Annotated in this window: 20 protein-coding genes; 12 read left to right on the forward strand and 8 right to left on the reverse strand. The window is 66.3% G+C overall.

What is annotated here, in order from left to right:
* Nucleotides 1-27 precede the first annotated feature (27 nt).
* Nucleotides 28-3,573, reverse strand: a complete 3,546-nt coding sequence (gene dnaE / locus ACFWO8_RS29425) for a DNA polymerase III subunit alpha (RefSeq protein WP_378969493.1) — start codon at nt 3,571-3,573, stop codon at nt 28-30.
* A 242-nt stretch (nt 3,574-3,815) separates the two neighbouring features.
* Between dnaE and ACFWO8_RS29430 the strand changes: the two genes are divergently transcribed.
* The 8 genes from ACFWO8_RS29430 to ACFWO8_RS29465 all read left to right on the forward strand — a co-directional run bounded on the left by ACFWO8_RS29430 (nt 3,816) and on the right by ACFWO8_RS29465 (nt 12,759).
* Entirely contained in the window at nt 3,816-4,982 is a 1,167-nt protein-coding gene (locus ACFWO8_RS29430) for a sensor histidine kinase (protein ID WP_378969956.1), read from the forward strand.
* Between the two features lie 61 nt (nt 4,983-5,043).
* The gene (locus tag ACFWO8_RS29435; protein ID WP_378969498.1) at nt 5,044-5,841 is read left to right on the forward strand and encodes a LytR/AlgR family response regulator transcription factor; all 798 of its coding nucleotides are present in this window, start codon (nt 5,044-5,046) and stop codon (nt 5,839-5,841) included.
* Nucleotides 5,842-5,921: 80 nt separating this feature from the next.
* Complete coding sequence (locus tag ACFWO8_RS29440; protein ID WP_378969503.1) at nt 5,922-6,203, forward strand: hypothetical protein; 282 nt, start codon at nt 5,922-5,924, stop codon at nt 6,201-6,203.
* A complete protein-coding gene (locus ACFWO8_RS29445; protein ID WP_378969506.1) occupies nt 6,169-7,962 on the forward strand; it encodes a cation acetate symporter in 1,794 nt (597 codons plus the stop codon). Before ACFWO8_RS29440 ends, ACFWO8_RS29445 begins: the two co-directional genes overlap by 35 nt.
* A gap of 152 nt (nt 7,963-8,114) precedes the next feature.
* Nucleotides 8,115-8,468 carry a DUF485 domain-containing protein gene (locus ACFWO8_RS29450; RefSeq protein ID WP_378969516.1) on the forward strand — a complete coding sequence of 118 codons (354 nt, stop codon included), beginning with the start codon at nt 8,115-8,117 and terminating at the stop codon, nt 8,466-8,468.
* The gene (locus ACFWO8_RS29455) at nt 8,465-10,096 is read left to right on the forward strand and encodes a cation acetate symporter (RefSeq protein ID WP_378969521.1); all 1,632 of its coding nucleotides are present in this window, start codon (nt 8,465-8,467) and stop codon (nt 10,094-10,096) included. The genes ACFWO8_RS29450 and ACFWO8_RS29455 overlap by 4 nt, the downstream gene beginning before the upstream one ends.
* 78 nt (nt 10,097-10,174) lie before the next feature.
* Nucleotides 10,175-12,079, forward strand: a complete 1,905-nt coding sequence (acs, locus tag ACFWO8_RS29460) for an acetate--CoA ligase (RefSeq protein ID WP_378969531.1) — start codon at nt 10,175-10,177, stop codon at nt 12,077-12,079.
* Nucleotides 12,080-12,138: 59 nt separating this feature from the next.
* A complete protein-coding gene (locus ACFWO8_RS29465; RefSeq protein ID WP_378969536.1) occupies nt 12,139-12,759 on the forward strand; it encodes an LON peptidase substrate-binding domain-containing protein in 621 nt (206 codons plus the stop codon).
* Between the two features lie 187 nt (nt 12,760-12,946).
* Here ACFWO8_RS29465 and ACFWO8_RS29470 read toward each other — a convergent pair whose 3' ends face one another.
* Complete coding sequence (locus ACFWO8_RS29470; protein WP_378969542.1) at nt 12,947-13,918, reverse strand: sterol desaturase family protein; 972 nt, start codon at nt 13,916-13,918, stop codon at nt 12,947-12,949.
* Between the two features lie 246 nt (nt 13,919-14,164).
* Nucleotides 14,165-15,028 (reverse strand): LysR family transcriptional regulator, encoded by an 864-nt coding sequence (locus ACFWO8_RS29475; RefSeq protein WP_378969551.1) that lies wholly within the window; start codon nt 15,026-15,028, stop codon nt 14,165-14,167.
* A gap of 81 nt (nt 15,029-15,109) precedes the next feature.
* On the opposite strand from ACFWO8_RS29475, the gene ACFWO8_RS29480 reads away from it, so the two are divergent.
* Together ACFWO8_RS29480 and ACFWO8_RS29485 are read left to right on the forward strand one after the other, a co-directional pair.
* Nucleotides 15,110-15,835 (forward strand): SDR family NAD(P)-dependent oxidoreductase, encoded by a 726-nt coding sequence (locus tag ACFWO8_RS29480; protein WP_378969558.1) that lies wholly within the window; start codon nt 15,110-15,112, stop codon nt 15,833-15,835.
* A 441-nt stretch (nt 15,836-16,276) separates the two neighbouring features.
* The gene (locus ACFWO8_RS29485) at nt 16,277-16,528 is read left to right on the forward strand and encodes a hypothetical protein (RefSeq protein WP_378969561.1); all 252 of its coding nucleotides are present in this window, start codon (nt 16,277-16,279) and stop codon (nt 16,526-16,528) included.
* Nucleotides 16,529-16,646: 118 nt separating this feature from the next.
* Here ACFWO8_RS29485 and ACFWO8_RS29490 read toward each other — a convergent pair whose 3' ends face one another.
* Nucleotides 16,647-16,898: a hypothetical protein gene (locus ACFWO8_RS29490; RefSeq protein ID WP_378969564.1), complete on the reverse strand. Its 252-nt coding sequence runs from the start codon at nt 16,896-16,898 to the stop codon at nt 16,647-16,649.
* Nucleotides 16,899-17,292: 394 nt separating this feature from the next.
* Nucleotides 17,293-18,450, reverse strand: a complete 1,158-nt coding sequence (locus tag ACFWO8_RS29495) for a Fic family protein (RefSeq protein WP_378969569.1) — start codon at nt 18,448-18,450, stop codon at nt 17,293-17,295.
* Between the two features lie 272 nt (nt 18,451-18,722).
* On the opposite strand from ACFWO8_RS29495, the gene ACFWO8_RS29500 reads away from it, so the two are divergent.
* Entirely contained in the window at nt 18,723-19,145 is a 423-nt protein-coding gene (locus ACFWO8_RS29500; RefSeq protein WP_378969574.1) for a ubiquinol-cytochrome c reductase iron-sulfur subunit, read from the forward strand.
* Between the two features lie 60 nt (nt 19,146-19,205).
* On the opposite strand, the gene ACFWO8_RS29505 is transcribed toward ACFWO8_RS29500, so the two are convergent.
* Nucleotides 19,206-19,676, reverse strand: coding sequence for a VOC family protein (locus ACFWO8_RS29505; RefSeq protein WP_378969577.1), 471 nt, complete (start codon nt 19,674-19,676; stop codon nt 19,206-19,208).
* 174 nt (nt 19,677-19,850) lie between these two features.
* Here ACFWO8_RS29505 and ACFWO8_RS29510 point away from each other — a divergent pair, with 174 nt between their 5' ends.
* On the forward strand, nt 19,851-20,699 hold the full coding sequence (locus ACFWO8_RS29510; protein ID WP_378969584.1) for a TIGR03619 family F420-dependent LLM class oxidoreductase: 849 nt from the start codon (nt 19,851-19,853) through the stop codon (nt 20,697-20,699).
* A 45-nt stretch (nt 20,700-20,744) separates the two neighbouring features.
* Here the strand turns inward: ACFWO8_RS29510 and ACFWO8_RS29515 are convergent, their stop codons facing one another.
* Both ACFWO8_RS29515 and ACFWO8_RS29520 read right to left on the reverse strand, forming a co-directional pair.
* The gene (locus ACFWO8_RS29515; protein ID WP_378969590.1) at nt 20,745-21,461 is read right to left on the reverse strand and encodes a hypothetical protein; all 717 of its coding nucleotides are present in this window, start codon (nt 21,459-21,461) and stop codon (nt 20,745-20,747) included.
* Nucleotides 21,458-22,348, reverse strand: coding sequence for a hypothetical protein (locus ACFWO8_RS29520; RefSeq protein ID WP_378969597.1), 891 nt, complete (start codon nt 22,346-22,348; stop codon nt 21,458-21,460). The genes ACFWO8_RS29515 and ACFWO8_RS29520 overlap by 4 nt, the downstream gene beginning before the upstream one ends.
* Nucleotides 22,349-22,361: the final 13 nt, after the last annotated feature.

Genomic DNA, 22,361 nt, shown 5'->3' on the forward strand with positions numbered 1-22,361 from the left:
GGGTGGTTTCGCCCGTTTCCGGCTTGCTCAGCCCAGGCAGCCCGGACCGAGCAGTGCTTTCAGATCGCCCATCAAAGCCGACGACGGGGAGACCCGCCAGGCGTCGTCGAGTTTGAGCATGGTGGTCTTCTCGCGGGCACCAACGTGGCGGATGAAGACATCCGAGGTGCCCTGATGGCGGGTGAGGACCTTTTTGAGTTCACCGAGTTTGTCGGGCGTGCACATGCGTGTGGTCATCACGACAGCCACCGGCTTGGCCACACCGATGGCCGAAAGATCAGGCACGACAAGATCGTTGGCGATCAGCGAGATGCGGTCGTCACGCACGGAGACGCGGGCCTTCACCAGCACCACGGCGTCTTCGACCACATCCATGCCGTACACCGAGTACGACTGCGGGAAGAACAGCACTTCCACACCACCGGTGAGGTCCTCGAGCTGGGCCGAGGCCCAGGCAAGGCCGTTCTTGTTGATGCGGCGGTTCACCGAGGCGAGGATGCCGCCGATGGTCACCTGCGCGCCGTCCTTGACGTCGCCTTCCAGAATCGCCGGGATGGGAGTGTCGACCTGGGCGGCCAGCACGTGCTCGACGCCGTTGAGCGGATGCCCGGACACGTAGAGGCCGAGCATCTCGCGTTCGAGGGCGAGCTTGTGCTTGGTCTCCCATTCGTCTTCGGGGACTTTGACGTTGAACACCGACGCCATCGAGTCGTCGCCGTCGTCGAGGCCGCCGAACAGGTCGAACTGGCCGATCGCCTCGGCCTTCTTGGTCGACATCACCGCGTCGATCGCATCGGAATGGATCAGCAGCAGGCCCTTACGCGGATGCCCGAGTGAGTCGAAACCGCCTGCCTTGATGAGGGATTCAGTGACCTTCTTGGAGCAGGCGATCGCGTCGATCTTGTTCAGATAGTCGGAGAAGTCGGTGAACTTCGACTTCTCCCGGCGCGCGGTGATGATCGAGCCGACCACGTTGGTGCCGACATTGCGGACCGCGCCGAGACCGAACCGGATATCGGTGCCGACGGAGGCGAAGTTCAGCTCCGACTCGTTGACGTCCGGCGGCAGCACCGTGATGCCCATCTTGCGGCAATCCGACAGGTAGATCGCGGCCTTGTCCTTGTCGTCACCGACGGAGGTGAGCAGGCCCGCCATGTATTCGGCCGGGTAGTTGGCCTTGAGATAGGCGGTCCAGAACGAGACGAGGCCGTAGCCGGCGGCGTGCGATTTGTTGAACGCGTAGCCGGCGAAGGGGAGAATCGTGTCCCACAGCGCCTTGATGGCGGGCTCGGAGAAGTCGTTGGCCAGCATGCCGTCGCGGAAGCCCGCATAGGCCTCTTCCAGGACAGACAGCTTCTTCTTACCCATGGCGCGGCGCAGGATATCGGCTTGGCCGAGTGAGTACCCGGCCACCTTCTGCGCGATCTGCATGATCTGTTCCTGATAGACGATCAGGCCGAACGTATCGGCCAGGATCTCTTTCAGTGGCTCTTCGAGCTCGGGATGGATCGGTTTGACTTCTTGCCGGTTGTTCTTGCGGTCGGCGTAATCGTTGTGGGCGTTCATGCCCATCGGGCCGGGGCGGTACAGCGCGAGGACGGCGACGATATCGCCGAAGCCGGTGGGCTGCATGCGGCGCAGCAGATCGCGCATGGCGCTGCCGTCGAGCTGGAACACGCCGAGGGTGTCGCCGCGGGCGAGCAGTTCGTACGTGGCCGGATCTTCGAGTGGCAGGCGATCCAGGTCGAGATCGATGCCGCGGTTGGCCTTGACGTTCTCCAGCGTGTCACCGATGACGGTGAGGTTGCGCAGACCGAGGAAGTCCATCTTCAGCAGGCCGATGGCCTCACACGACGGATAGTCCCAGCCGGTGATGATCGCACCGTCCTGGGCACGCTTCCACACCGGAATCGCGTCCGTGAGCGGCTCCGAGGACATGATGACCGCGCAGGCGTGCACGCCCGCGTTGCGGATCAGGCCCTCCAGACCACGCGCGGTCTCATAGATCTTGGCAACGTCGGGATTGGAGCCGATGAGCTCGCGGACCTCGGCGGCCTCCTTATACCGCTCGTGATCGGGATCGGTGATACCCGAGACCGAGATGTCCTTGGCCATGATCGGCGGCGGCAGCGCCTTGGTGATCTGATCAGCGATCGCGAAACCGGGCTGGCCGAACAACACTCGCGCCGAGTCCTTGATCGCGGCCTTGGTCTTGATCGTGCCGAAAGTGATCACCTGGGCCACACGGTCGCTGCCCCACTTCTCGGTGGCGTAACGGACCATCTCACCACGGCGGCGATCATCGAAGTCGATATCGATATCGGGCATCGACACACGCTCGGGATTGAGGAACCGCTCGAACAGCAGACCGTGCGGGATCGGGTCGATATTGGTGATCCCCATCGCGTACGCGACCAGCGAACCCGCGGCCGAACCACGACCCGGACCGACCCGGATGCCCACTTCGAGCGCGTGCGTGATCAGGTCGCCGACGACGAGGAAGTAGGCCGGGAAACCCATCTCGCAGATGACTTTGAGTTCGAAGTCGGCGCGGTCGAGGTATTCGCGCGAGGGACCGTCCGGGAAGCGGCGATCGAGACCGTCGAGGACTTCCTTGCGCAACCAGCTGGCCTGGTCGTGGCCTTCGGGCACCGGGAAGATCGGCATCCGGTCGCGGTGAGCCCACACATCGTCGTAGGACTGCACCCGCTCACCGATGAGCTCGGTGTTGTCACACGCACCGGGGACCTCGGCATCCCAGATCGCGCGCATCTCCGCCGCGGACTTGAGGTAGTAACCGTCACCGTCGAACTTGAAGCGGGTCGGATCCGACAGCGTCTTACCGGTCTGAATACACAGCAACGCTTCGTGATTGGTCGACTGGTCTTTGGTGACGTAATGGCAGTCGTTGGTCGCGATCGGCGGGATACCGAGCTGTTTGCTGATGTCGATCAGGCCCTCGCGGACCCGGCGCTCGATCGACAGACCGTGGTCCATCACCTCGAGGAAGAAGTTGTCGGCGCCGAAGATCTCCTGCCACTTCGCGGCGGCTTCGAGCGCTTCGCGATCGTGGCCCAGGCGCAGCCGGGTTTGTACCTCACCCGACGGGCAGCCCGTCGTCGCGATGATGCCCTCGGCGTGCTGGGCGATGATCTCCTCGTCCATGCGCGCCCACTTGCCCAGCTGACCCTCGATCGAGGCCAGGCTCGACAGCTTGAACAGGTTACGCAGACCGGTCGCGTTCTCGGCGACCATGGTCATGTGGGTGTAGGCACCCGAACCGGAGACGTCGTCGCCCTTCTGACCCGGATCGCCCCACTTCACCCGCTTGGTATCGAAGCGCGAGCCCGGCGCGATGTAGGCCTCGATGCCGATGATCGGCTTGATGCCCGCCTTCTTGGCCGAGTTGTAGAACTCCGAGGCGCCGTACATGTTGCCGTGGTCGGTCATGCCGACCGCGGTCATGCCCAACCGATCCGCCTCCGCGAACAACGGCGAAATCTTCGCCGCACCATCGAGCATCGAGTACTCGGTGTGGTTGTGCAGGTGAACGAACGATCCGGACGGAGCCAAGACGGTCCTTCCTCCCATAGAGTCGGCGGGGGTTGGCCTTGGCATTCTATGCACGGGGGTCCGACAGATTTCGCACTCGGCGCGCGCGCCCCAGACCGCACCTCGGTGTGGGTCGGCGTGTCGTGGTGAAGGTCACCGACGAGCACTCGACATCGCGAAGAAGACGACCTGATCCGATTCAGGTGCCGACACCGACATAATCGGTGGGTGCACTCCGATCGGCCCACCCGTTGACCACCTTCATCGTGGCCGCGGTGGTCGCTGCCCTCCTGGTCGTGGCATTGCTGGTGTGGCGGCGGACCCAGCGTGTCGTCACCACACCCGCCCAGCGTGCCGTCCACCAAGCGCTGCACACCGCGTCGCTGGCCGCCGTGCCGTTGCGTCGTGGGCTGACCGAGGAGTCCGCGAATGAGGCGGCGCCACACCTGCGGGCCCTCGCCGGCGCGGAGGCGCTGGGTGTGGCCGATGCCGAGGGGACTCTGCTGGCGTGGGACGGTCCGCAGACCGGAATGCTCGCGTCGTTCGCCGATGCGGCGCGGCGGGCGGTCGCCGATGAGCGGCCGGTGCTGGTCACCGGTGACGAGCACACGTTGATCGCGCAGCCGTTGCCGATCGATACGGGGGCGGCGGTCGGTGTGCTCGGTATGGTGACGACCGGCAAGCCGGGACCGGGCATGCTCGGGGCGGCCGCGGAGGTCGCGCGGTACGCGTGTGGGCAATTGGAACTCGCCGAGCTGGATGCTTCCAGGGCTCGGGTCGACCGGGCCGAACTGCGGGCGCTGCGAGCCCAGATCAGCCCGCACTTCATCTACAACGCGCTCAATACGATCGCCTCGTTCGTCCGCACCGACCCGGACCGGGCCCGCGAACTGATCCTCGAATTCGCCGACTTCACCCGCTATTCCTTTCGCGCCGCAGGCGAATTCACCGTCCTCGCCGACGAACTGCGCAATATCGAGCGGTATCTGGCGTTGGAACAGGCCCGCTTCGGCGACGCCCTCGACGTGCGCTTACGCATCGCACCGGAAGTCCTCGGCGTCGTCCTGCCCTTTCTCGCCTTGCAGCCGCTCGTCGAGAACGCGGTCCGGCACGGCCTCGCAGGCGGCGGCCGCGGCGGCCAGCTCAGCATCGTCGCCAGCGACGCGGGCACCGACTGCCTGATCAGCGTCGAAGACGACGGCATCGGCATGGACCCCGACCTCCTGCGCTCGGGCGCCCTCGACGCCGTCGCCACCGATTCCGGCCCGGCCCGCACCGGCGAGGCCGCCCACGTAGGCCTGGCCAATGTCGACGACCGCCTGCGTGCCGCCTTCGGCAACGACTACGGGTTGGTCGTGGAAACCGCGCCGGGAGCGGGCACGAAGGTCAGCATGCGGGTCCCGAAGTTCCGCGCCGGCATCCGCGCTTGATTCGCGTCGCAGGGCAGCGTTCGACACCGGCACCGAGGGCGCCGGTTACGATGGATAGGTTGTGACTTGGAACACTGAAGAACCCTCGACCGCTCTGCGGGTGCTCGCCGTCGATGATGAGAAACCGGCGCTGGATGAGCTCGTGTATCTGCTGAGCACGCAGGCGGGAGTCGGTGAGATTCATCGGGCGGGTGAGGCGACCGCGGCGTTGCGGTTGTTGCGGGCGCATCCGATCGACGCGGTGTTTCTCGATATCGATATGCCGGGGCTCACGGGGATGGAGCTGGCGGGAATTCTGTCGGAGTTCGCGGAGCCGCCCGCGGTGGTTTTCGTGACCGCGCACGACGATCACGCGGTGGCCGCCTTCGATTTGGGGGCGGTGGATTATTTGCTGAAACCGTTGCGGGGGGCTCGGTTGGGCGAGGCGGTGCGGCGGATTCTGGCGGGGCGGGTTTCGGTGCCCACCGCGGTGGTCGCGGAGTCCGCGCATCCCAGTGAGGTGATTCCGGTGGAGCTCGGCGGGGTGACCACGTTGGTGAATCGGGCTGATGTGGCGTGGGTCGAGGCGGATGGGGATTACGCGCGATTGCATACCGGGAGTGGGTCGCATTTGGTGCGGATTCCGTTGTCGGCGCTGGAATCACGGTGGGAGGACGCCGGTTTCCTCCGGGTGCATCGGTCGTATCTGGTGGCGTTGCGAATGGTGACCGGGTTGCGGAGTGCGGGGAATGGGACTGTGGTGTGTTTGCGGGCCGAGGGGGCGGCGGGCGCGGTGGAGTTGCCGGTGAGCCGGCGGCAGGTGCGCGAACTCAAGCAGCGGCTCGTGCACGGGCCCCGGCAGAACTGGTCGCAGCGGTGACAGGTCCGCAGCGGCCCCCGCGCGAACGGGTGGTGCTGGCGCAGCGGCGGGGAGCACGTCAGGCGCGTACACGCACGGAGATGGTCGAGCAGACCGATCTGGGTGCGGCGTTGATCGGCGGGTTGATTCGGGCGCAGCTCGGTCTGGCATTGCGCCTCGGGCTGGTGGTGGCGATCGGGTTCGGCGCGCTGCCGGTGCTGTTCCGCGTCGACGCGATCGCCGAGGCCGCGGTGCTCGGTATTCGGCTGCCGTGGCTGATTCTCGGCGTTGTCGCGTTCCCGGTGCTCTACGCGGTGGGGTGGCTGTATGTTCGCCTCGCTCAGCGCAATGAGGACGACTTCCTGGAATTGGCCGGGGACTGATCCATTGAGCTCCGACACCCCCGCGCTCACGGTCGCCGCACTGCTGCTGGCCGCGCTTGCCACTGTCGGCATCGGTTTTTACGGAGTGCGGCTGTCCCGCACGACTTCCGACTTCCTTGTCGCCTCACGCACGGTGGGTTCGCGCTGGAACGCGGCGGCGATTTCCGGTGAGTATCTTTCCGCGGCTTCTTTTCTCGGTGTCGCCGGATTGATCGCCAAATACGGCGCCGACGCCCTCTGGTATCCGGTGGGATTCACCGCGGGCTATTTGGGCCTGTTGATGTTCGTGGCCGCGCCGCTGCGCCGGTCCGGTGCCTACACCGTGCCGGACTTCGCCGAATTCCGGTTGGGGTCGATTCGGTTGCGGCGCATGGCTGCCGGTCTCGTCGTGTTGGTCTGCGCGGTGTATCTGATCCCGCAGTTCCAGGGCGCCGGACTCACTTTGCACATTCTGCTCGGGGTGCCCGCCTGGGTGGGCGCGGTGTCGGTGGGCGCGATCGTCTCGGCGAATGTGATCGGCGGCGGAATGCGGTCGGTGACCCTGGTGCAGGCATTCCAGTACTGGCTGAAGTTGACGGCGGTCGCGGTGCCTGCGCTGGTGCTCGGAATGCACTTCCTCGCCGACGAACGACCGGTCGCCACACCCGTGCCGCCGACCGTCGACGAGCGCACCACCGTCGACATCTCCACCGATGTCGTAGTGCACCTCGATATTTCACAGCAGGTCACGGTCAACGGAATGCTGGACGGGTACTCCATCGCTGGTCCGGTCGAGCTGGCGCCGGGCGATCACACCCTCGCCGAAGGTAGCGAGTTGATCCTCGCGCCGGGTGCGGCCGTTCCGGTAGTGGCCGGAGCACCGGCCGACGGCGCGAGCTGGGTGGCGGCCGGCGGCGGTTTCGGCGGGGAACATCCGCAGTACCAGGTGTTTTCGCTGATCGTGGCAACGTTCCTCGGCACCATGGGACTGCCACACGTGCTCGTCCGCTTCTACACCAACCGCGACGGCCCGTCGGCTCGCCGGACCGCGCTGACGGTGATCGGCCTGGTGGGGGCCTTCTATCTGTTCCCGATCCTGCTCGGCGTCTTCGCCCGCCTCTACGTGCCACAACTGCTGATCACCGGCGCCTCCGACGCGGCGGTCGTGCTGCTGCCCGGCGCGGTGCTCGGCGGACTCGGCGGAAAGCTGCTGGCCGCGCTGGCGGCGGCCGGGGCGATCGCGGCGTTCCTGTCCACCTCGTCGGGGCTGCTGGTCAGCCTGGCCGGCGTGCTCAGCACCGACGTGCTGCGCGGGCGCATCCGGGACTTCCGGCTGGCCGCTCTGGTCGCCGGCGTGGTCCCGCTAACACTCGCGGTGACCGTCGCGTCCCTTGATCTGTCGCGCACCGTCGCCCTCGCCTTCTCCGTGGCCGCGTCGACCCTGTGCCCACTGCTCGTCCTCGGCATCTGGTGGCGCGGACTCACCGCGACCGGCGCGGCCGCCGGCATGCTCACCGGCGGCATCACCTCGGGCGGAGCCACCGTGCTGGCGGTGCTCGGCGGCGTCTCCCCTGACCTGGCGAACGGCTGGCCCGCCGCGATCGTCGACTATCCGGGCGCGGTCAGCGTGCCACTGGCCTTCGCGGTGACCATCCTGGTGAGCCTCGCCACCACGGGCCAGGATCCCCGAGCGGTAGCGGGCGTCTTCCTGCGCATGCACGCCCCCGAACGGCTCGGGATGAGCGCCGACCGCGACCCCGAAACCACCGCCCACCGGTGATCTTGCGACGACCGTTCGTCGCACCACACCGACCGCTCACCGCACGGGCGGCCACCTTCACCGAGTGACCCACGCCACACCATCATGCGGGCACGTCCGGCCCCTTACCGTCATCTCCACGCACGACCCCCCTTCACGCTAGGACGACCGGCATGACCCAAACCGACACCGAGGCGCCAGATCCGCGCACGCCGAGTGCCGACGAATGGCTCGCGGTACAAGCGAGTCCACAGTTCCAAGATCTGCGAAACCGGCTGCGCCGCTTTATCTTCCCGATGACCGCACTGTTTCTGGTGTGGTACCTGAGCTATGTGTTGCTCGGCGCCTACGCACACGACTTCATGGCCAAGCAGGTCTTCGGCAACGTCAATGTGGGCCTGCTGCTCGGCCTCGGGCAGTTCGTCTCCACGTTCCTCATCACCGGGCTCTACGTCCGTTTCGCCAACCGTGAGCTGGATCCGCGCGCCGCGGCCATTCGCGAAGAACTCGAGGGGGCCCGGGCATGAGCGTCACCCTTGCCGCGTCCGACACGGTGGGCAACCCCATCGCCAATATCGCTATTTTCCTGCTGTTCGTCGCGGTCACCATGGTCGTGGTGATCCGGGCCAGCCGCAACAATGCCAGTGCCGCGGACTATTTCACCGGTGGCCGCGGTTTCTCCGGCCCGCAGAACGGCATCGCCATCGCCGGTGACTACCTGTCAGCCGCAAGCTTCCTCGGCATCGCGGGCGCGATCGCCGTCTACGGCTACGACGGGTTCCTGTATTCGATCGGGTTCCTCGTCGCCTGGCTCGTCGCGCTGCTGCTGGTGGCCGAAATGCTGCGCAACACCGGCAAGTTCACCATGGCCGACGTGCTCAGCTTCCGGCTGAAGGAAGGCCCGGTGCGCACCGCGGCCGCGCTGACCACCCTCACCGTCTCGCTGTTCTATCTGCTCGCGCAGATGGCGGGCGCCGGTGGCCTGGTCGCGCTGCTGCTCGATATCTCCAGTCGCGCGGGACAATCCGTCGTCATCGCGGCCGTCGGCGTGCTGATGATCGTGTACGTGCTGGTCGGCGGGATGAAGGGCACCACCTGGGTGCAGATCATCAAGGCGGTGCTGCTGATCGCGGGCGCCGCGCTGATGACGGTGATGGTGCTGGCCAAGTTCGGCTTCAACTTCTCCGACATCCTCGGTGCCGCACAGGAATCGGTGAGTGATTCCACCAGCAAGGCGGTCGCCGCGCGCGATGTGCTCGCTCCCGGAGCGCAATACGGCGGCAGCGAGATGTCCAAGCTGAACTTCCTGTCGCTCGGTCTGGCCCTGGTGCTCGGCACCGCGGGTCTGCCGCACGTGCTGATGCGCTTCTACACGGTCCCGACCGCGAAAGAGGCTCGGCGCTCGGTGGTCTGGGCGATCGGCCTGATCGGTGCCTTCTACCTGTTCACCCTGGTGCTCGGTTACGGCGCGGCGGCCATCGTCGGCCCGGACAAGATCCTCGCCGCGGCGGGTGGCCAGAACTCGGCGGCACCGCTGCTGGCGTTCGAACTCGGCGGGGTGATCCTGCTCGGGGTGATCTCGGCGGTCGCGTTCGCGACGATCCTCGCGGTCGTGGCCGGACTCACCATCACCGCGTCGGCCTCGTTCGCCCACGACATCTACGCCAGCGTGCTCAAGAAGGGCGAGGTCGACGAGGTCAAGCAGGTGCGGGTCTCGCGGATCACCGCGGTGGTGATCGGTGTGCTCGCGATCGGTCTCGGCATCCTCGCCAACGGCCAGAACATCGCGTTCCTGGTGGCGCTGGCGTTCGCGGTGGCGGCGGCGGCGAACCTGCCGACGATCCTGTACTCGCTGTTCTGGAAGCGCTTCAACACCACCGGCGCGCTGTGGTCGATGTATGGCGGCCTGATCTCGACCATCGTGCTCATCGTGTTCTCGCCCGCGGTCTCGGGCAACAAGACCGCGATGATCAAGGGCGCCGATTTCGACTACTTCCCGCTGTCCAACCCGGGCATCGTGTCCATTCCGCTGGCATTCGCGCTCGGCGTGCTCGGCACCTTCCTCGGTGGACGTGGCGAGCAGCAAGCCAAGGCCGCGGAGATGGAAGTCCGGTCGCTGACCGGCGTCGGTGCGGAGAAGGCGATCTCGCACTAGCGCCAACCCTGCCCGTGCCGGTGGTTCGCCCCACCGGCACGGGCTGTACCCCCCACGTTTTTCGAAGGAGAATCTCTCGTGACCAGTTACCCGCCCGCCTCCGAGTTCGTCGCCTCGGCCAATGCCGATGCCTTGCTGTACGAGCGGGCGCGCGCCGATCGCGACGGTTTCTGGGCCGAGCAGGCACACCGGTTGTACTGGCACAAACCCTTCACCGAGGTGCTCGACTGGTCCGACGCACCGGTCGCGCGCTGGTTCGGCGACGGCGAACTCAACGTCTCCTACAACTGCGTCGACCGCCATGTCATCGACGGGCACGGCGACCAGGTCGCCATCCACTGGGAGGGCGAACCCGGCGACTCCCGGGCGATCACCTACGCGGAGCTCCTCGAGGATGTGTGCCGGGCCGCGAACACTTTCACCGCTCTGGGCCTCGTGGCCGGTGATCGGGTCGCGATCTACATGCCGATGGTGCCCGAGGCCATCGTGACGATGCTGGCGTGCGCGCGGCTCGGCCTCACCCACTCGGTGGTGTTCGCCGGGTTCTCCCCCACCGCATTGCGTCAGCGGGTCGACGACGCCGAAGCCAAGTTGATCGTGACCACCGACGGACAGTGGCGTCGCGGGAAGCCCGCCCCGCTGAAGTACGCCGTCGACGAGGCACTGGGTTCGGACCCGTCGAGCGTCGAACATGTGCTGGTGGTGCGCCGGGTCGGCCTGGACGTGCCGTGGACCGAAGTTCGCGACCTGTGGTGGGACGAAACCGTCGCTGTCGCTTCGCCTTCCCACGAAGCGCAAGCCTTCCCCGCCGAGCATCCGCTGTTCATCCTCTACACCTCCGGCACCACCGGAAAACCCAAGGGCATCCTCCACACCACCGGCGGCTACCTCACCCAGACCGCCTACACCCACCACAACGTCTTCGACCACAAAGCCGGACAAGACGTCTACTGGTGCACCGCCGACATCGGCTGGGTCACCGGACACAGCTACATCGTCTACGGGCCCCTCGCCAACCGCGCCACCCAAGTCGTCTACGAAGGCACGCCGAACTTCCCCGATGAGCATCGCCATTTCGAGATCATCGAAAAGTACGGTGTCACCATCTACTACACCGCGCCCACGTTGATCCGCACGTTCATGAAATGGGGCCGCGAGATCCCCGACGCACACGATCTGAGCACCCTGCGACTGCTCGGCTCCGTCGGCGAACCGATCAACCCCGAAGCATGGCGCTGGTACCGAGACGTGATCGGCGCGAACAAGACTCCGATCGTCGACACCTGGTGGCAGACCGAGACCGGCGCCATCATGATCTCCCCCTTGCCCGGCGTCACCGCGACCAAGCCCGGTGCCGCGATGGGCCCGCTGCCGGGGATCTCCAGCAAGGTCGTCGACGACGAAGGTACGCCGCTGGGTTCCGACGAATCCGGTCTGCTCGTCCTGGATCAGCCGTGGCCGTCGATGCTGCGCGGCATCTGGAACGACATGGACCGCTACCGCGAAACCTATTGGCAGCGTTTCGCTTCCGAAGGCTGGTATTTCGCCGGGGACGGCGCCAAGCTCGACGCCGACGGCGATCTGTGGATCCTGGGACGCGTCGATGACGTCATGAATGTGTCCGGTCACCGCATCTCCACCGCCGAGGTGGAATCCGCGCTCGTGGGGCACCCTGCCGTCGCCGAGGCCGCCGTGGTCGGTGCCTCCGACGAGACCACCGGTCAAGGGATCGTCGCCTTCGTCATCCTCACCGGTTCGGCCGGTGCGGCCGAGGCACTCGTCTCCGAGCTCAAGGCGGCGGTCTCGCTGGAGATCAGTCCGATCGCCAGGCCACGCGAGATCCACATCGTGCCGGAGCTGCCCAAAACGCGCAGCGGCAAGATCATGCGCCGACTACTGCGCGACGTCGCCGAAGGTCGCGAACTCGGCGATACCTCGACCCTGGTCGACCCGACGGTGTTCGAGTCGATCGCCACCGCGTGAGCGCGCCGGATGGACCAAGCCCGCGCGACACCGGGCATGCTGGGACGGTGGAGATACCTATGTTCCCGCTGGGTGCGGTGCTGCTACCCGGCGAGTCGCTGTCGTTGCAGATCTTCGAGCCACGATATGTGGCGCTGATCGAGGACTGCATGGATGGGCGGCGGGAGCCGGAATTCGGGGTCGTGCTGATCGCGCGCGGGCACGAGGTGGGCGGTGGTGAGGTGCGCACGGAGGTGGGCACCGTCGCCCGGATCACCGAGGTCATCGAACTGCCCGATTCGCGATACCGGCTGCGCTGCAAGGGAACCGACCGCATTCGCATCGAGAAGTGGCTCGTCGACGCCCCCTACCCCCAGGCCGAAGCCGCGCTCTGGCCGGACGGCCCCGGCGCCGACGACAGCGCGTTGCTGGCGGATCTGCGCGAACGCGCGGACCGCCTGCACGACCTGACGGCCCAGTTCGCGCGCCGCAACGGCATCCGCCGCCCGCCACCCTCGGCATCGCTGGACGACCTGCCCGACGATCCCACCACCCGCTCCTACGAACTGGCCGCTCGACTCCCGATCGGCCCGACCGACCGCCAGTCGGCCCTGTCCGCCCCGGATCCACACACTCGACTCGCGACCCTGTCCACCTCGGTCGACGACGCGATCGCGATGATGGAGTTCCGCCTGCTGTGATGCCCCCGGTATCGGCCGCACTCGCGGGTGGGGCGCAGGTTTCATACAGCATCCGCCACAGCGTTCTCCCGCAGATGCAGTTCCCGCCGGGCGATGAGCAGGCCATTTCCCGAGGTGACGAGGTCGCTCGGGCATAGCTGCAGAAGATGCGGGATGCGGCATGTTCGGACGTCGTGGAGCTGGTCTCTCAGGTCGGCTGTGGCTGCCAACCGGGACCTCGGAACAGGAAGCCGAGCTTGTGCGAGAATTTCGCCGCGTTCTTGACGTCCTGCCAGATCGCGACTATCTCGCGGGCGTTGATCTTTGCGATGTTGTAGGTGTTGACGTTCTTGGTGAGGCCGTAGATCGCCCGCTCGCCCTCCGGCTCGAAGGAGCCGAAGATGCGGTCCCAGATGATGAGCACACCACCGTAGTTGCGGTCGAGGTATTCAGTGTTGGAGCCGTGGTGCACGCGGTGGTGGCTCGGCGTGTTGAACACGAATTCGATAGGCGCCCAGAGTTTGTCGATGGCCTCGGTGTGGATGCCGAACTGGTACAGCAGGTTGATCGCGTAGGCGGCGGCGATGATCTTGCCATCGATTCCCGACAGTGCCAGTGGTGCGAGGAACGGCAGGGACGTGACAACCAGCCAAGGCGTACGTAGTGCCGTAGTGAGGTTGAAGCTCTCGCTCGAGTGGTGCACGACGTGGACTGACCAAAACACCCGGATTTCGTGGTGGGCGCGGTGAAACCAGTAGTAGGCGAAGTCGACCCCGATAAGTGCGACGGCCCACGCGACCCAACCCTCGAGGTGCCACGGCACCAGCGAAGAAACAGACGCGAAGATCGCGAGTTCCGCCAGCGCCCACGGAATGTTGAGGAGTTGATACCCCAGACCGGCGGCGATGGAGGTAGCTGAGTCGCGGTAGTCGTACGGCTTGCCGTGACGCTCGAGATACACGAACTCCGCCGCAACGGCGACGATAAAGACCGGAATTGCCAGCCAGATCAGCATGGTGGAGACATCCATACCGGACATCGCAGACGCAAGTCGGGGAATGACGATGACTACGGCAGCCGTGCCCGCGAGGAGCACTGCGCAAGCCAAGATGAACTTGGTCCGGCCGCGGGCCCGGAACTTCTCCCGCCACGCCTCGGTGGTCGATTTCATGCCACTCATAGGTAAACCATCGTCCGGAGCGGCGCTCCACACCAGGAACCCAAGGTGTGGCTGATCGCCACCTTGTCGCAGGCCGGACCGAATCGGCGGGGCAGGTCACGCCGTCGCCTGCTCGACCATATGCCGCCCCTTCGGCAAGTAGTTCCGCTGCTTCGGTGTGATTCGGACCGTCTCGGGAGTGTCCGCTCATCGGCAGATGCGGACGTTCGCGACCGCGCGAAATGCGGCATTCGCGGATGTTGACGGCTAGGGGCGAATCGCCGTACGGACGAGGTCGGCGACGGCTTTGGATCTGCTGTGTGGTGGCCAGGCGATGACGGTCGTCACGGCCGGTGCGTCGGGCACGCGCACGATGGCGTGATCGTCGCGGAGCTGGGCTCGGAGCGACTCCGGCATGACCGCGCAGGCCCGTCCGAGCGTGATCAGCTGGGTCAACTGGGTATGGTCGCGAACCTGTGGGCCGGGGCCGTCCGGATAACTTCCATCCGGTCGAGGCCAGCGCGGCAGGGGCAGGTCCGTTATGGCATTGACCTCGGCCATCGACAGATGCGGTCGGTTGGCGAGTGGGTGCCCTGCGGGCAGGACCACGATCTGCTGTTCGGTGTGCAGATCCTCGGTGTCGAATCCGGCCGTCGTGTCGTAGGGCCGGTGGAGCAGAGCAACGTCGGCACGTCCGTCGCGGAGCAGGCTTTCCGGTTCGCCGGGCCCGCACAGCACCACCTCGACTGCGACAGCGCAGGGATCGGCGGCGTAGGCGTTCAGCAGCTTCGACAACAGCTCGCTGGACGCCCCGGCCTTGGCGGCCAGCACCACACCGGGACGGTCGGCAGCGGCGCGGCGGGTGCGGCGCTGCGCGGCTTCGACCGCTTCGAGAGCGAGCCGAGCCTCCCGCAACAGCACCGACCCGGCCTCGGTCAATATGATCGCGCGGGAATTACGGTGCAGCAGAACGACTCCGAGCCGCCGTTCCAGCTGCTGGATCGCCCGCGACAGCGGTGGTTGCGCCATCGCGAGCCGTTGTGCCGCCCGCCCGAAGTGCAACTCCTCGGCGACGGCGACGAAGTATCGCAACTCCCGCGTCTCCACCATGCCATCGTATCCGGCGCTCACCACCACCAATACCCGTGCGGTATCGCCGCCCACCCAATCGGTCTTGGACGCCCCACCCGAGTTCGCAACATGATCAACGGCATGAGTGAACGGACTATCGCGCTGGTGACCGGCGCGAACAAGGGCATCGGATACGAGATAGCGGCGGGCCTTGGCGCCCTCGGCTGGCGAATCGGTGTGGGCGCGAGGGATCGACAACGCCGCGAGACCGCGGTGGAGAAGCTGCGCGCGGCCGGAACCGATGCGTTCGGCGTGCCACTGGACGTGAACGACGACGCGAGCGTCGCCGCCGCGGCCGACCTGATCGCCGACCATGCCGGAGGGCTCGACGTCCTGGTCAACAACGCCGCGATCACCGGCGGTATGCCACAGACACCCACCACGGTCGAACCCGCGACCGTGCGAGCTGTCGTGGAAACCAACGTGATCGGCGTCATCCGGGTCACCAACATGATGCTGCCGATGCTGCGCCGCTCGGCGTCACCGCGAATCGTCAACATGTCCAGCAGCGTGGGCTCGCTCGCCGTGCAGACCACGCCCGGCATCGACATGGGCCCGGTTCCAGTGGCGTACTCGGCATCGAAGACCTTCCTCAACGCCGTCACCATCCACTACGTCAAGGAACTGAGCGACACCGACATCCTGATCAACTCCGGCTGCCCCGGTTTCACCGCCACCGACCTCAACGGCTTCCGAGGCGTCCGCACACCACAACAGGGGGCGGCGATCGCGATTCACCTCGCGACCCTGCCCGACGACGGACCGACCGGCGGATTCTTCGACGACGCCGGAACAGTGCCGTGGTGACGGGCACCGATGCGAACCATTCCCGTTGTCGAGGTCAGCCGCGCGTCGTACGCCGGAGGAGAAGCACGACAATCACACCGGCTACACATCCAATATTCGGCAGTTGAGTGCGTTCATCGGCTGGTGCCGCAGCCCTCGGGATCGCGCGCGTCGCGGCATGAGAGTGCGAACCACAAGGACGACCATTCCATTCGATCCTCGATCACGGGTCGTGACAATGGGTCCGTATCTATACTACAAGTAGTAGTAGTAGTAGTAGATACTGCCGCATGAGGAGTAACGATCAACAGCAACCGAAACCTTCGACAGCGAGTACAGCCGCTGGTCCGGGCCACCGCGTGGTCGCACGCGGCAACCCGAACCGCGATCGGAATCAGCATCCTCGCAAGACCTGCCGTCGCGGACACCTGGGTCGGCGCGACCGAGAACGGCTCGGCAACGGTGCTGCGACCGGCCTTCGCAGTGCGCGACGCCGTTCTCGGTGTCGGCACGCTCTGGGCACTGGCGACCGGCAGGCCCATACGCCATTGGTTCCTGATCGGCACCGCGGTCGAAGCTGTCGAACTCACGGCAATCGCACGCAACCGCAGCGAATTACCGCCGACACTGACGAACAAAGCCTGGACGATGGCGACCGCCGCCGGACTTCTCGGCGGTACTCTGGTCGCCACGCTGCTCGATGAGAACATCTAGACGAGTACGACGGACGCCAGGCCCACTGTCGCGGTGGTCCTCGATTCGGCATGAGCGAACCTTCGCGAACGCGCGGCCTGCGGGTGCGTTGGGTAAGCCCGGAACGCTGAACACCGCGCTATTCGTAAATCGCCGCCGCGTTCAGAGCGCGAGCGAAGAAGGTCCAGTCACCGTTGCGGGGCAACTCTTTTCCGTGGTTCTGGTACCAGCCATTCGAGTCGTCCACCCATGCACCCAACGCCTCCAAGAACGACTCGAGGGTGAGGTTGTTCCACCGATCGCGATGTTCGAGCAGGTTGATTCGAAGGTCGCCGACGCACGCCGCGAACTCGGCTCTGGTCATGATCTCGTCATCAGGTGAGAGCGGCATCGGGGGAATGATAACGGGCCCCCGCCGGAGACCATGGTCGGTTCCATCGGCGCGATATGCGGCATCGCAGTACGTTGCCTCGGTGAATACCAAGCCGAAATACTCGCCGGATTCGGTGGATTCGCGACAACTACGCGGACGAGGGCATCTGGCTCCTCGTCGAACTCGATGACGATGGTTGGCCGAACCGGCAGGTCAATCTGCGAGGTTCAGACGGTGAGCCCGTCACCGCCGCAGCGTTAGGAGAGGTGATGCATGCACGAGATCGTGGGGGAACCCACCGGTTGACAGGCAGCAGAATGTGGGGACTACGAGGCTCATTCAGGCGGTCGTGTAGAAGTGTAGGGTCAGCTCGCCGACGCGGTAGATCACGATCTTCGCGAGCGTGCTCGGTCTAGCCGCGAGGCACCGGACGCTGCGGCGAACGTGTCTCGCCCGCAGGATTGGCCAAACACCGTTCGAGGGCGCCGAACGCTTCGAAAACTTCGGGAGCTTCGAAGGCACGGTTGCGGCGTCCGACCGTCGATTGCCGCAGGATTCCGGCGTCGATGAGCCGCTCGATCGCGGTGTTGGCGGCGGGAAAGCTGCGTTCGACAAGGGCCGCGGCGGTGGCGACGGTGATGCTCGGCGCGCCGACGAGATGCGGAAGCAATAGGGCGGCAGCTGAATCCGCTCGTAATGGCGCGACTCGCGCGCGCCATCGCGTCAACAAGGCGGCGGTTCTCGCCTCGAATACTGTGGCGTCGACGACTGCCTGTGTACACGCCGCGGCGAACCTGCCGATCCAGGCATTGGCGCCTTCCGTAGCCGCGGCGGTATCGGGTGGACCGAGGTGACGGAACGCGGTGAGGCCATCGATGTAGCTGCGGGTCGCCGTGGCCAAGACGAGCGAAACCGGCGCGATCACCCGCTCGGAGAGTCCTCGGCGACGGAGCACGAGGTGGATCAGAACACGTCCCGCACGCCCATTGCCGTCGACGAAGGGGTGGATCGTTTCGAACTGGGCGTGGGCGATCGCTGCCTGCGCGACCGCGGGCAGGTCGTCGGTGTTGACGAACGCGATCAGGTCCGCCATCAACTCCGCGACGAAGCGCGGCGGCGGTGGCACATACGCCGCCGAACGCGGGTTGTAGGAACTGCCACCGATCCAGTTCTGCTGATCCCGGTACCTGCCGCCGTGAGAGGCGAGGTGCGTGCCAAGCATCAACCGCCGATGCACGTCGGTCAGCACCTCAGCGGCGATTTCCTGACCGCGCGACACCGAACGTACGCCCAGTGCCATCGCGTCGATGTTCGCCAGCACTTCCACCGCGGTGACGTCCGTGGACACTCCGTCGAAGGACGCCGCGGCCTCGGCGCGCAGCAACCGTCGTGCGCCGATTTCGAGGCCTTCGATGCGAGAGGAGGCGACAGCCTCGGCGCGCAGCAGCAGTCGCGACAGCACCTCGGTATCGGACAACGCCGTCGCGTCCCGATCGAGCCGGGCAATGGCGATCTCGGCATCCGCGACATCGGCGGCCGTTGCGCCATCGAAGGTGAATGCCCTGCCCATCAGCGGATCCGGTAGGTAGGCATCAAAAGAACCGGCGCTTCGGTCCCGACGGGACAGCCCGCCACGATCAAGGGAACTCTCCCAACGACAGGACAGTAACTCGGCCAACTCACACCTCCTTATTAAAGTTTATCAGACAACCTTTAATAAGGGACTCGCCCGACATCGGATTCGGTCGAACCGGGAGGGGGTGTGGGCCGTTGACAGGGAAGGAGCCGGTCGGCGTGCGTCGCGGACCGGGCGGCCTCATCAACTGAATCGGAGAACCACCGATGACCATCAACGATTTCTCGCTGAACCGCCGCGCCGTCGTCGTGGGCGCGGGTGTACTGGCCGCCGCGGGGACGCTGACCGCGTGCGGTACCTACGAGAAGAACGACGTGGCACCCGTCGGGGCACCCGGACTCGGGAAACCCGCCCGCGCGCTGATCAAGGCGGCGGATGTGCCGGTGGGCGGCGGGGTGATCGTCGGCGACACCGTTGTCACCCAGCCGGCCGCGGGCAATTTCGTCGGGCTCTCATCGACTTGCACCCACGCCGGATGCAAGGTCGCCACCGTGGCGAACGGCACCATCAACTGCCCCTGTCACGGGAGCAGATTCGGGCTCGACGGGGCGGTGCGCGGTGGTCCCGCAACCGCGCCGCTACCCGCCAAACCTGTTCGCGTCGAGGGAGATTCGATCGTTCCCGGGTAAACCGAAGGCAGGCCACACCCGCACCGCGGCCTCGCCGCCGGTGCGGGTGTGGCGATGCGATCAGCCTGCGGCGTCCATCATTTCGGACATGCGGCGTTCCATTTCTTCGGGGCTGACGTCTTCGATGTGGGTGGCCACGGTCCAGCGGTGGCCCCACGGGTCTTCGAAGGCGCCGCTGCGGTCGCCGTAGAACTGGTCGGTCATGGGGGTGGTCGCGGTGGCGCCCGCGGTGAGCGCCGCGGCGAAGGCGGCGTCGGCGTCGGCGACGTAGACCATCAGGTTCACCGGGGAACCGCCGACGGCCTTCGGGTCGATGAAGCCGATCTCGGGGACCGGGTCGCCGACCATCAGCACCGAGTCGCCGACGAGCAGTTCACTGTGGACGATGGAACCACCGGGGCCGTCCATCTTCATGCGCACGGTCGCGCCGAAGATCGCGGTGTAGAAGTCGATCGCCGCGGCCGCTCCCGCGCACGCCAGCCCGGGACAGATCCGCGGATAACCGTCAGGGAAGGGTGAAACATCAGACATCGGATACCTCCGTGTCGAAAGTGATGCTAGGACGAACCCCAGCCTATTCCCCAGGCATGGCCGGGGAAAGGTCATCGCAGCTGTGGCCTTCCGGTCGGGCCGCAAGACTGGTAGAACTTGTTTCAGCTTATAGAACTTGTTTCAGTTTTGCTGTCGAAGTCGGAGGGCCTGGACGTGCGGTACGGGGTTGTGTTGTTCACCAGTGACCGGGGCATCACGCCCGCCGATGCGGCGAAGGCCGCCGAGGACGCGGGATTCGACGCGTTCTACGTCCCCGAGCACACCCATATTCCGGTGGTGCGGGCCGCGGCCCATCCGCAGACCGGGGACTCCTCGCTGCCCGACGACCGGTACCTGCGCACCCTCGACCCGTGGGTCGCGCTGGCCACCGCCGCCGCGGTGACCGAGCGGATCACTCTGTCGACGGCGGTGGCGTTGCCCGCCGAGCACCACCCGATCACCCTCGCCAAGACCATCGCCTCCCTCGATCACCTGTCCGGTGGGCGGGTGGAGCTGGGTGTCGGATTCGGTTGGAACACCGATGAACTCGCCCACCACGGCGTTCCCGCGAACAAGCGACGCACGGTGTTGCGCGAGAACCTCGACGCGATGCGGGCACTGTGGTCGCAGGAGGAAGCCGAATTCGCCGGTGACTTCGTGAATTTCGGACCGAGCTGGTCCTGGCCGAAGCCGGTGCGGGCCGGGGTTCCGGTGTTGCTCGGAGCGGGCGGTACCGAGAAATCGTTCGGTTGGCTGGCGGCCAATGCGGACGGTTGGATCACCACCCCGACCGAAGGTGACCTGGGCGCCAAAGTCGAACTCCTGCACCGGGTCTGGAAGGACGCGGGCCGCGAGGGCACCCCGAGGGTGATCGCGCTGGCCGGTCGTCACGATGCCGAGCAGCTCGCCCGCTGGGCCGACCTCGGCGTCACCGAGGTGGTCTTCGGTCTTCCTGATAAGAGTGCCGACGACGTCCGTGGGTATCTCGGCCACCTCGGCGGGAAACTCGCCGTCGCGGCGTGAATCCGCACCGGTTTCAGCCGTACCGGGTTTCAGCCGTACCGGGTTTCAGCCGCGGAGTTTGCGTACCTGAGCCGCGGTGAGATCGGAGAGTACGCCGGGGTCGACGACTTCCGGCGCGGTGACAACAACCTGAACCAGCGTGTTCCCTACCTGCACAAGCGACGTCGCCGACGTGAGCGTGAGTCCTTCGCTGGTGGCGGTCACGGTGAACGCCGAGCCGGCATCGCCGGCAGGCGGCTGAGCGAGCGCGCTCGTTCGATACTCGATCCGCACCCCGGCGTCGTCACCCGAGTAGCTGGTGCAGCGCCGAGGCTGAGCCTGGAGCGCGTCGAAGGCCGGGGCCAGCGCCGCGTCCGGATAGCTCGCGGCATCGATATCGATGGTGGCGAAGCTGGGCCCGGCGAACTGCACCGACGCGGCGGCGGCCGACCCCGGCCACTGCTGCGCGATCGGCAAGAGTAGACGCCCACAGTCCGGCGGATTCGTCAGCGCCGCGGGCGGTACCGCGAGCTCGTCGGACTCACCGCGCGGCGGCACCACCGCGAAAGCACCGGGCAGATCCGTCGCGGCGAGCAGACCGGCCGATAACTGCGCCGCATCGCGAACAACGGCACCGGTTCCGGGTGCGGCCGTGACCGCGGCGGAGAACGGACCCGATCCCGGCGAGTCCACCGTGTCGTCGGACCCACAGCCCGCGATCGCGGCCAATCCGGCGCATGCCGAGACAGCCGCGCCGACGCGCAGCGAACGTCCCCGCATCATTCCGTCCAGGTAACGCGTGTCGACTGCGTCTGCACCAATGTGCTCACGCTGCGCGCGTCCCGATAGGTCTGCTGTCCACCGATCTCGATGGAACCCGAAACCGGCAGCGGCATACCGAGATCGATGGTGATCGAGCCGACGCCTTCCATGACGTATCCGTCGATGTCGAGCTCACCGGCGTCGTTGGGCAACTCCCACACATTGTCGGTGGGCGTCTGATTCACCTGCAGATCGATGGTGAGCCGGTCGCCCTCCCGGCTGGTGAGCGTGGCCGTGGTGATCTGGTCCAGGGTGACCCCACCGGTGATCTTCTGATGCACCGTCCACACCGCACCGACCCCGACGGGCTGGTCCGGGAACGCGATCGACTGATACACAGCCTGGTAGAAGGCCTGCTCGAGCGCGGCCCGCGCCGTATTCGGGGTGTCCGGTGACGGGGCCATGCGCAGCTCGGTGATCGCACCGAGGTCGCTCATCCCCAAACCGGCGTGTGACCCGTCGGCGGAAGTGAACGCCTTGTTCAGCGCGGGGTCGGGGGTGGTGACCGCGCCGACGGTGAGGTCGACGCCATCGGTGCCGGCGCGCGCGATCATCGGGATGGTCAGCGCGGCGGGCGAGAAGTCGCGGACAGGCTGATCGTTGACCTGCTGCTGGATCTGATAGTCGGTGCGCAGCGTCACTTCCTGGGTGGTGCCCGCGGCATAGCGCGGCCGCAGCAGATCGCGCGGCTCTTCGCCGGGCGAGATCATCGTGGTGACCGCGGCCGAGATCGGCACGGTGACTTCCTTGCCGATGCCGAGCGGCTCGAGGCCATCGACCTCCGCGGCAGGAGCCGAGCGGTCGGCACACCCGGCACCGAAGGTCGCGAACCCGAGCACGAGCGCCACCAGTAACACCCCG

This window comes from Nocardia sp. NPDC058480, from assembly GCF_042720495.1.
In the GTDB taxonomy this organism is placed as follows: domain Bacteria; phylum Actinomycetota; class Actinomycetes; order Mycobacteriales; family Mycobacteriaceae; genus Nocardia.

Excerpts from the sequence above, each read along its gene's own strand:
- ACFWO8_RS29440 (WP_378969503.1), top strand. The coding sequence starts at position 5,922 with ATGGTCGAGCAGACCGATCTGGGTGCGGCGTTGATCGGCGGGTTGATT.
- ACFWO8_RS29445 (WP_378969506.1), top strand. The coding sequence starts at position 6,169 with ATGAGGACGACTTCCTGGAATTGGCCGGGGACTGATCCATTGAGCTCC.
- ACFWO8_RS29450 (WP_378969516.1), top strand. The coding sequence starts at position 8,115 with ATGACCCAAACCGACACCGAGGCGCCAGATCCGCGCACGCCGAGTGCC.
- ACFWO8_RS29455 (WP_378969521.1), top strand. The coding sequence starts at position 8,465 with ATGAGCGTCACCCTTGCCGCGTCCGACACGGTGGGCAACCCCATCGCC.
- ACFWO8_RS29465 (WP_378969536.1), top strand. The coding sequence starts at position 12,139 with ATGTTCCCGCTGGGTGCGGTGCTGCTACCCGGCGAGTCGCTGTCGTTG.
- ACFWO8_RS29470 (WP_378969542.1), bottom strand. The coding sequence starts at position 13,918 with ATGAGTGGCATGAAATCGACCACCGAGGCGTGGCGGGAGAAGTTCCGG.
- ACFWO8_RS29480 (WP_378969558.1), top strand. The coding sequence starts at position 15,110 with ATGAGTGAACGGACTATCGCGCTGGTGACCGGCGCGAACAAGGGCATC.
- ACFWO8_RS29490 (WP_378969564.1), bottom strand. The coding sequence starts at position 16,898 with ATGCCGCTCTCACCTGATGACGAGATCATGACCAGAGCCGAGTTCGCG.
- ACFWO8_RS29495 (WP_378969569.1), bottom strand. The coding sequence starts at position 18,450 with ATGGGCAGGGCATTCACCTTCGATGGCGCAACGGCCGCCGATGTCGCG.
- ACFWO8_RS29500 (WP_378969574.1), top strand. The coding sequence starts at position 18,723 with ATGACCATCAACGATTTCTCGCTGAACCGCCGCGCCGTCGTCGTGGGC.
- ACFWO8_RS29505 (WP_378969577.1), bottom strand. The coding sequence starts at position 19,676 with ATGTCTGATGTTTCACCCTTCCCTGACGGTTATCCGCGGATCTGTCCC.
- ACFWO8_RS29515 (WP_378969590.1), bottom strand. The coding sequence starts at position 21,461 with ATGATGCGGGGACGTTCGCTGCGCGTCGGCGCGGCTGTCTCGGCATGC.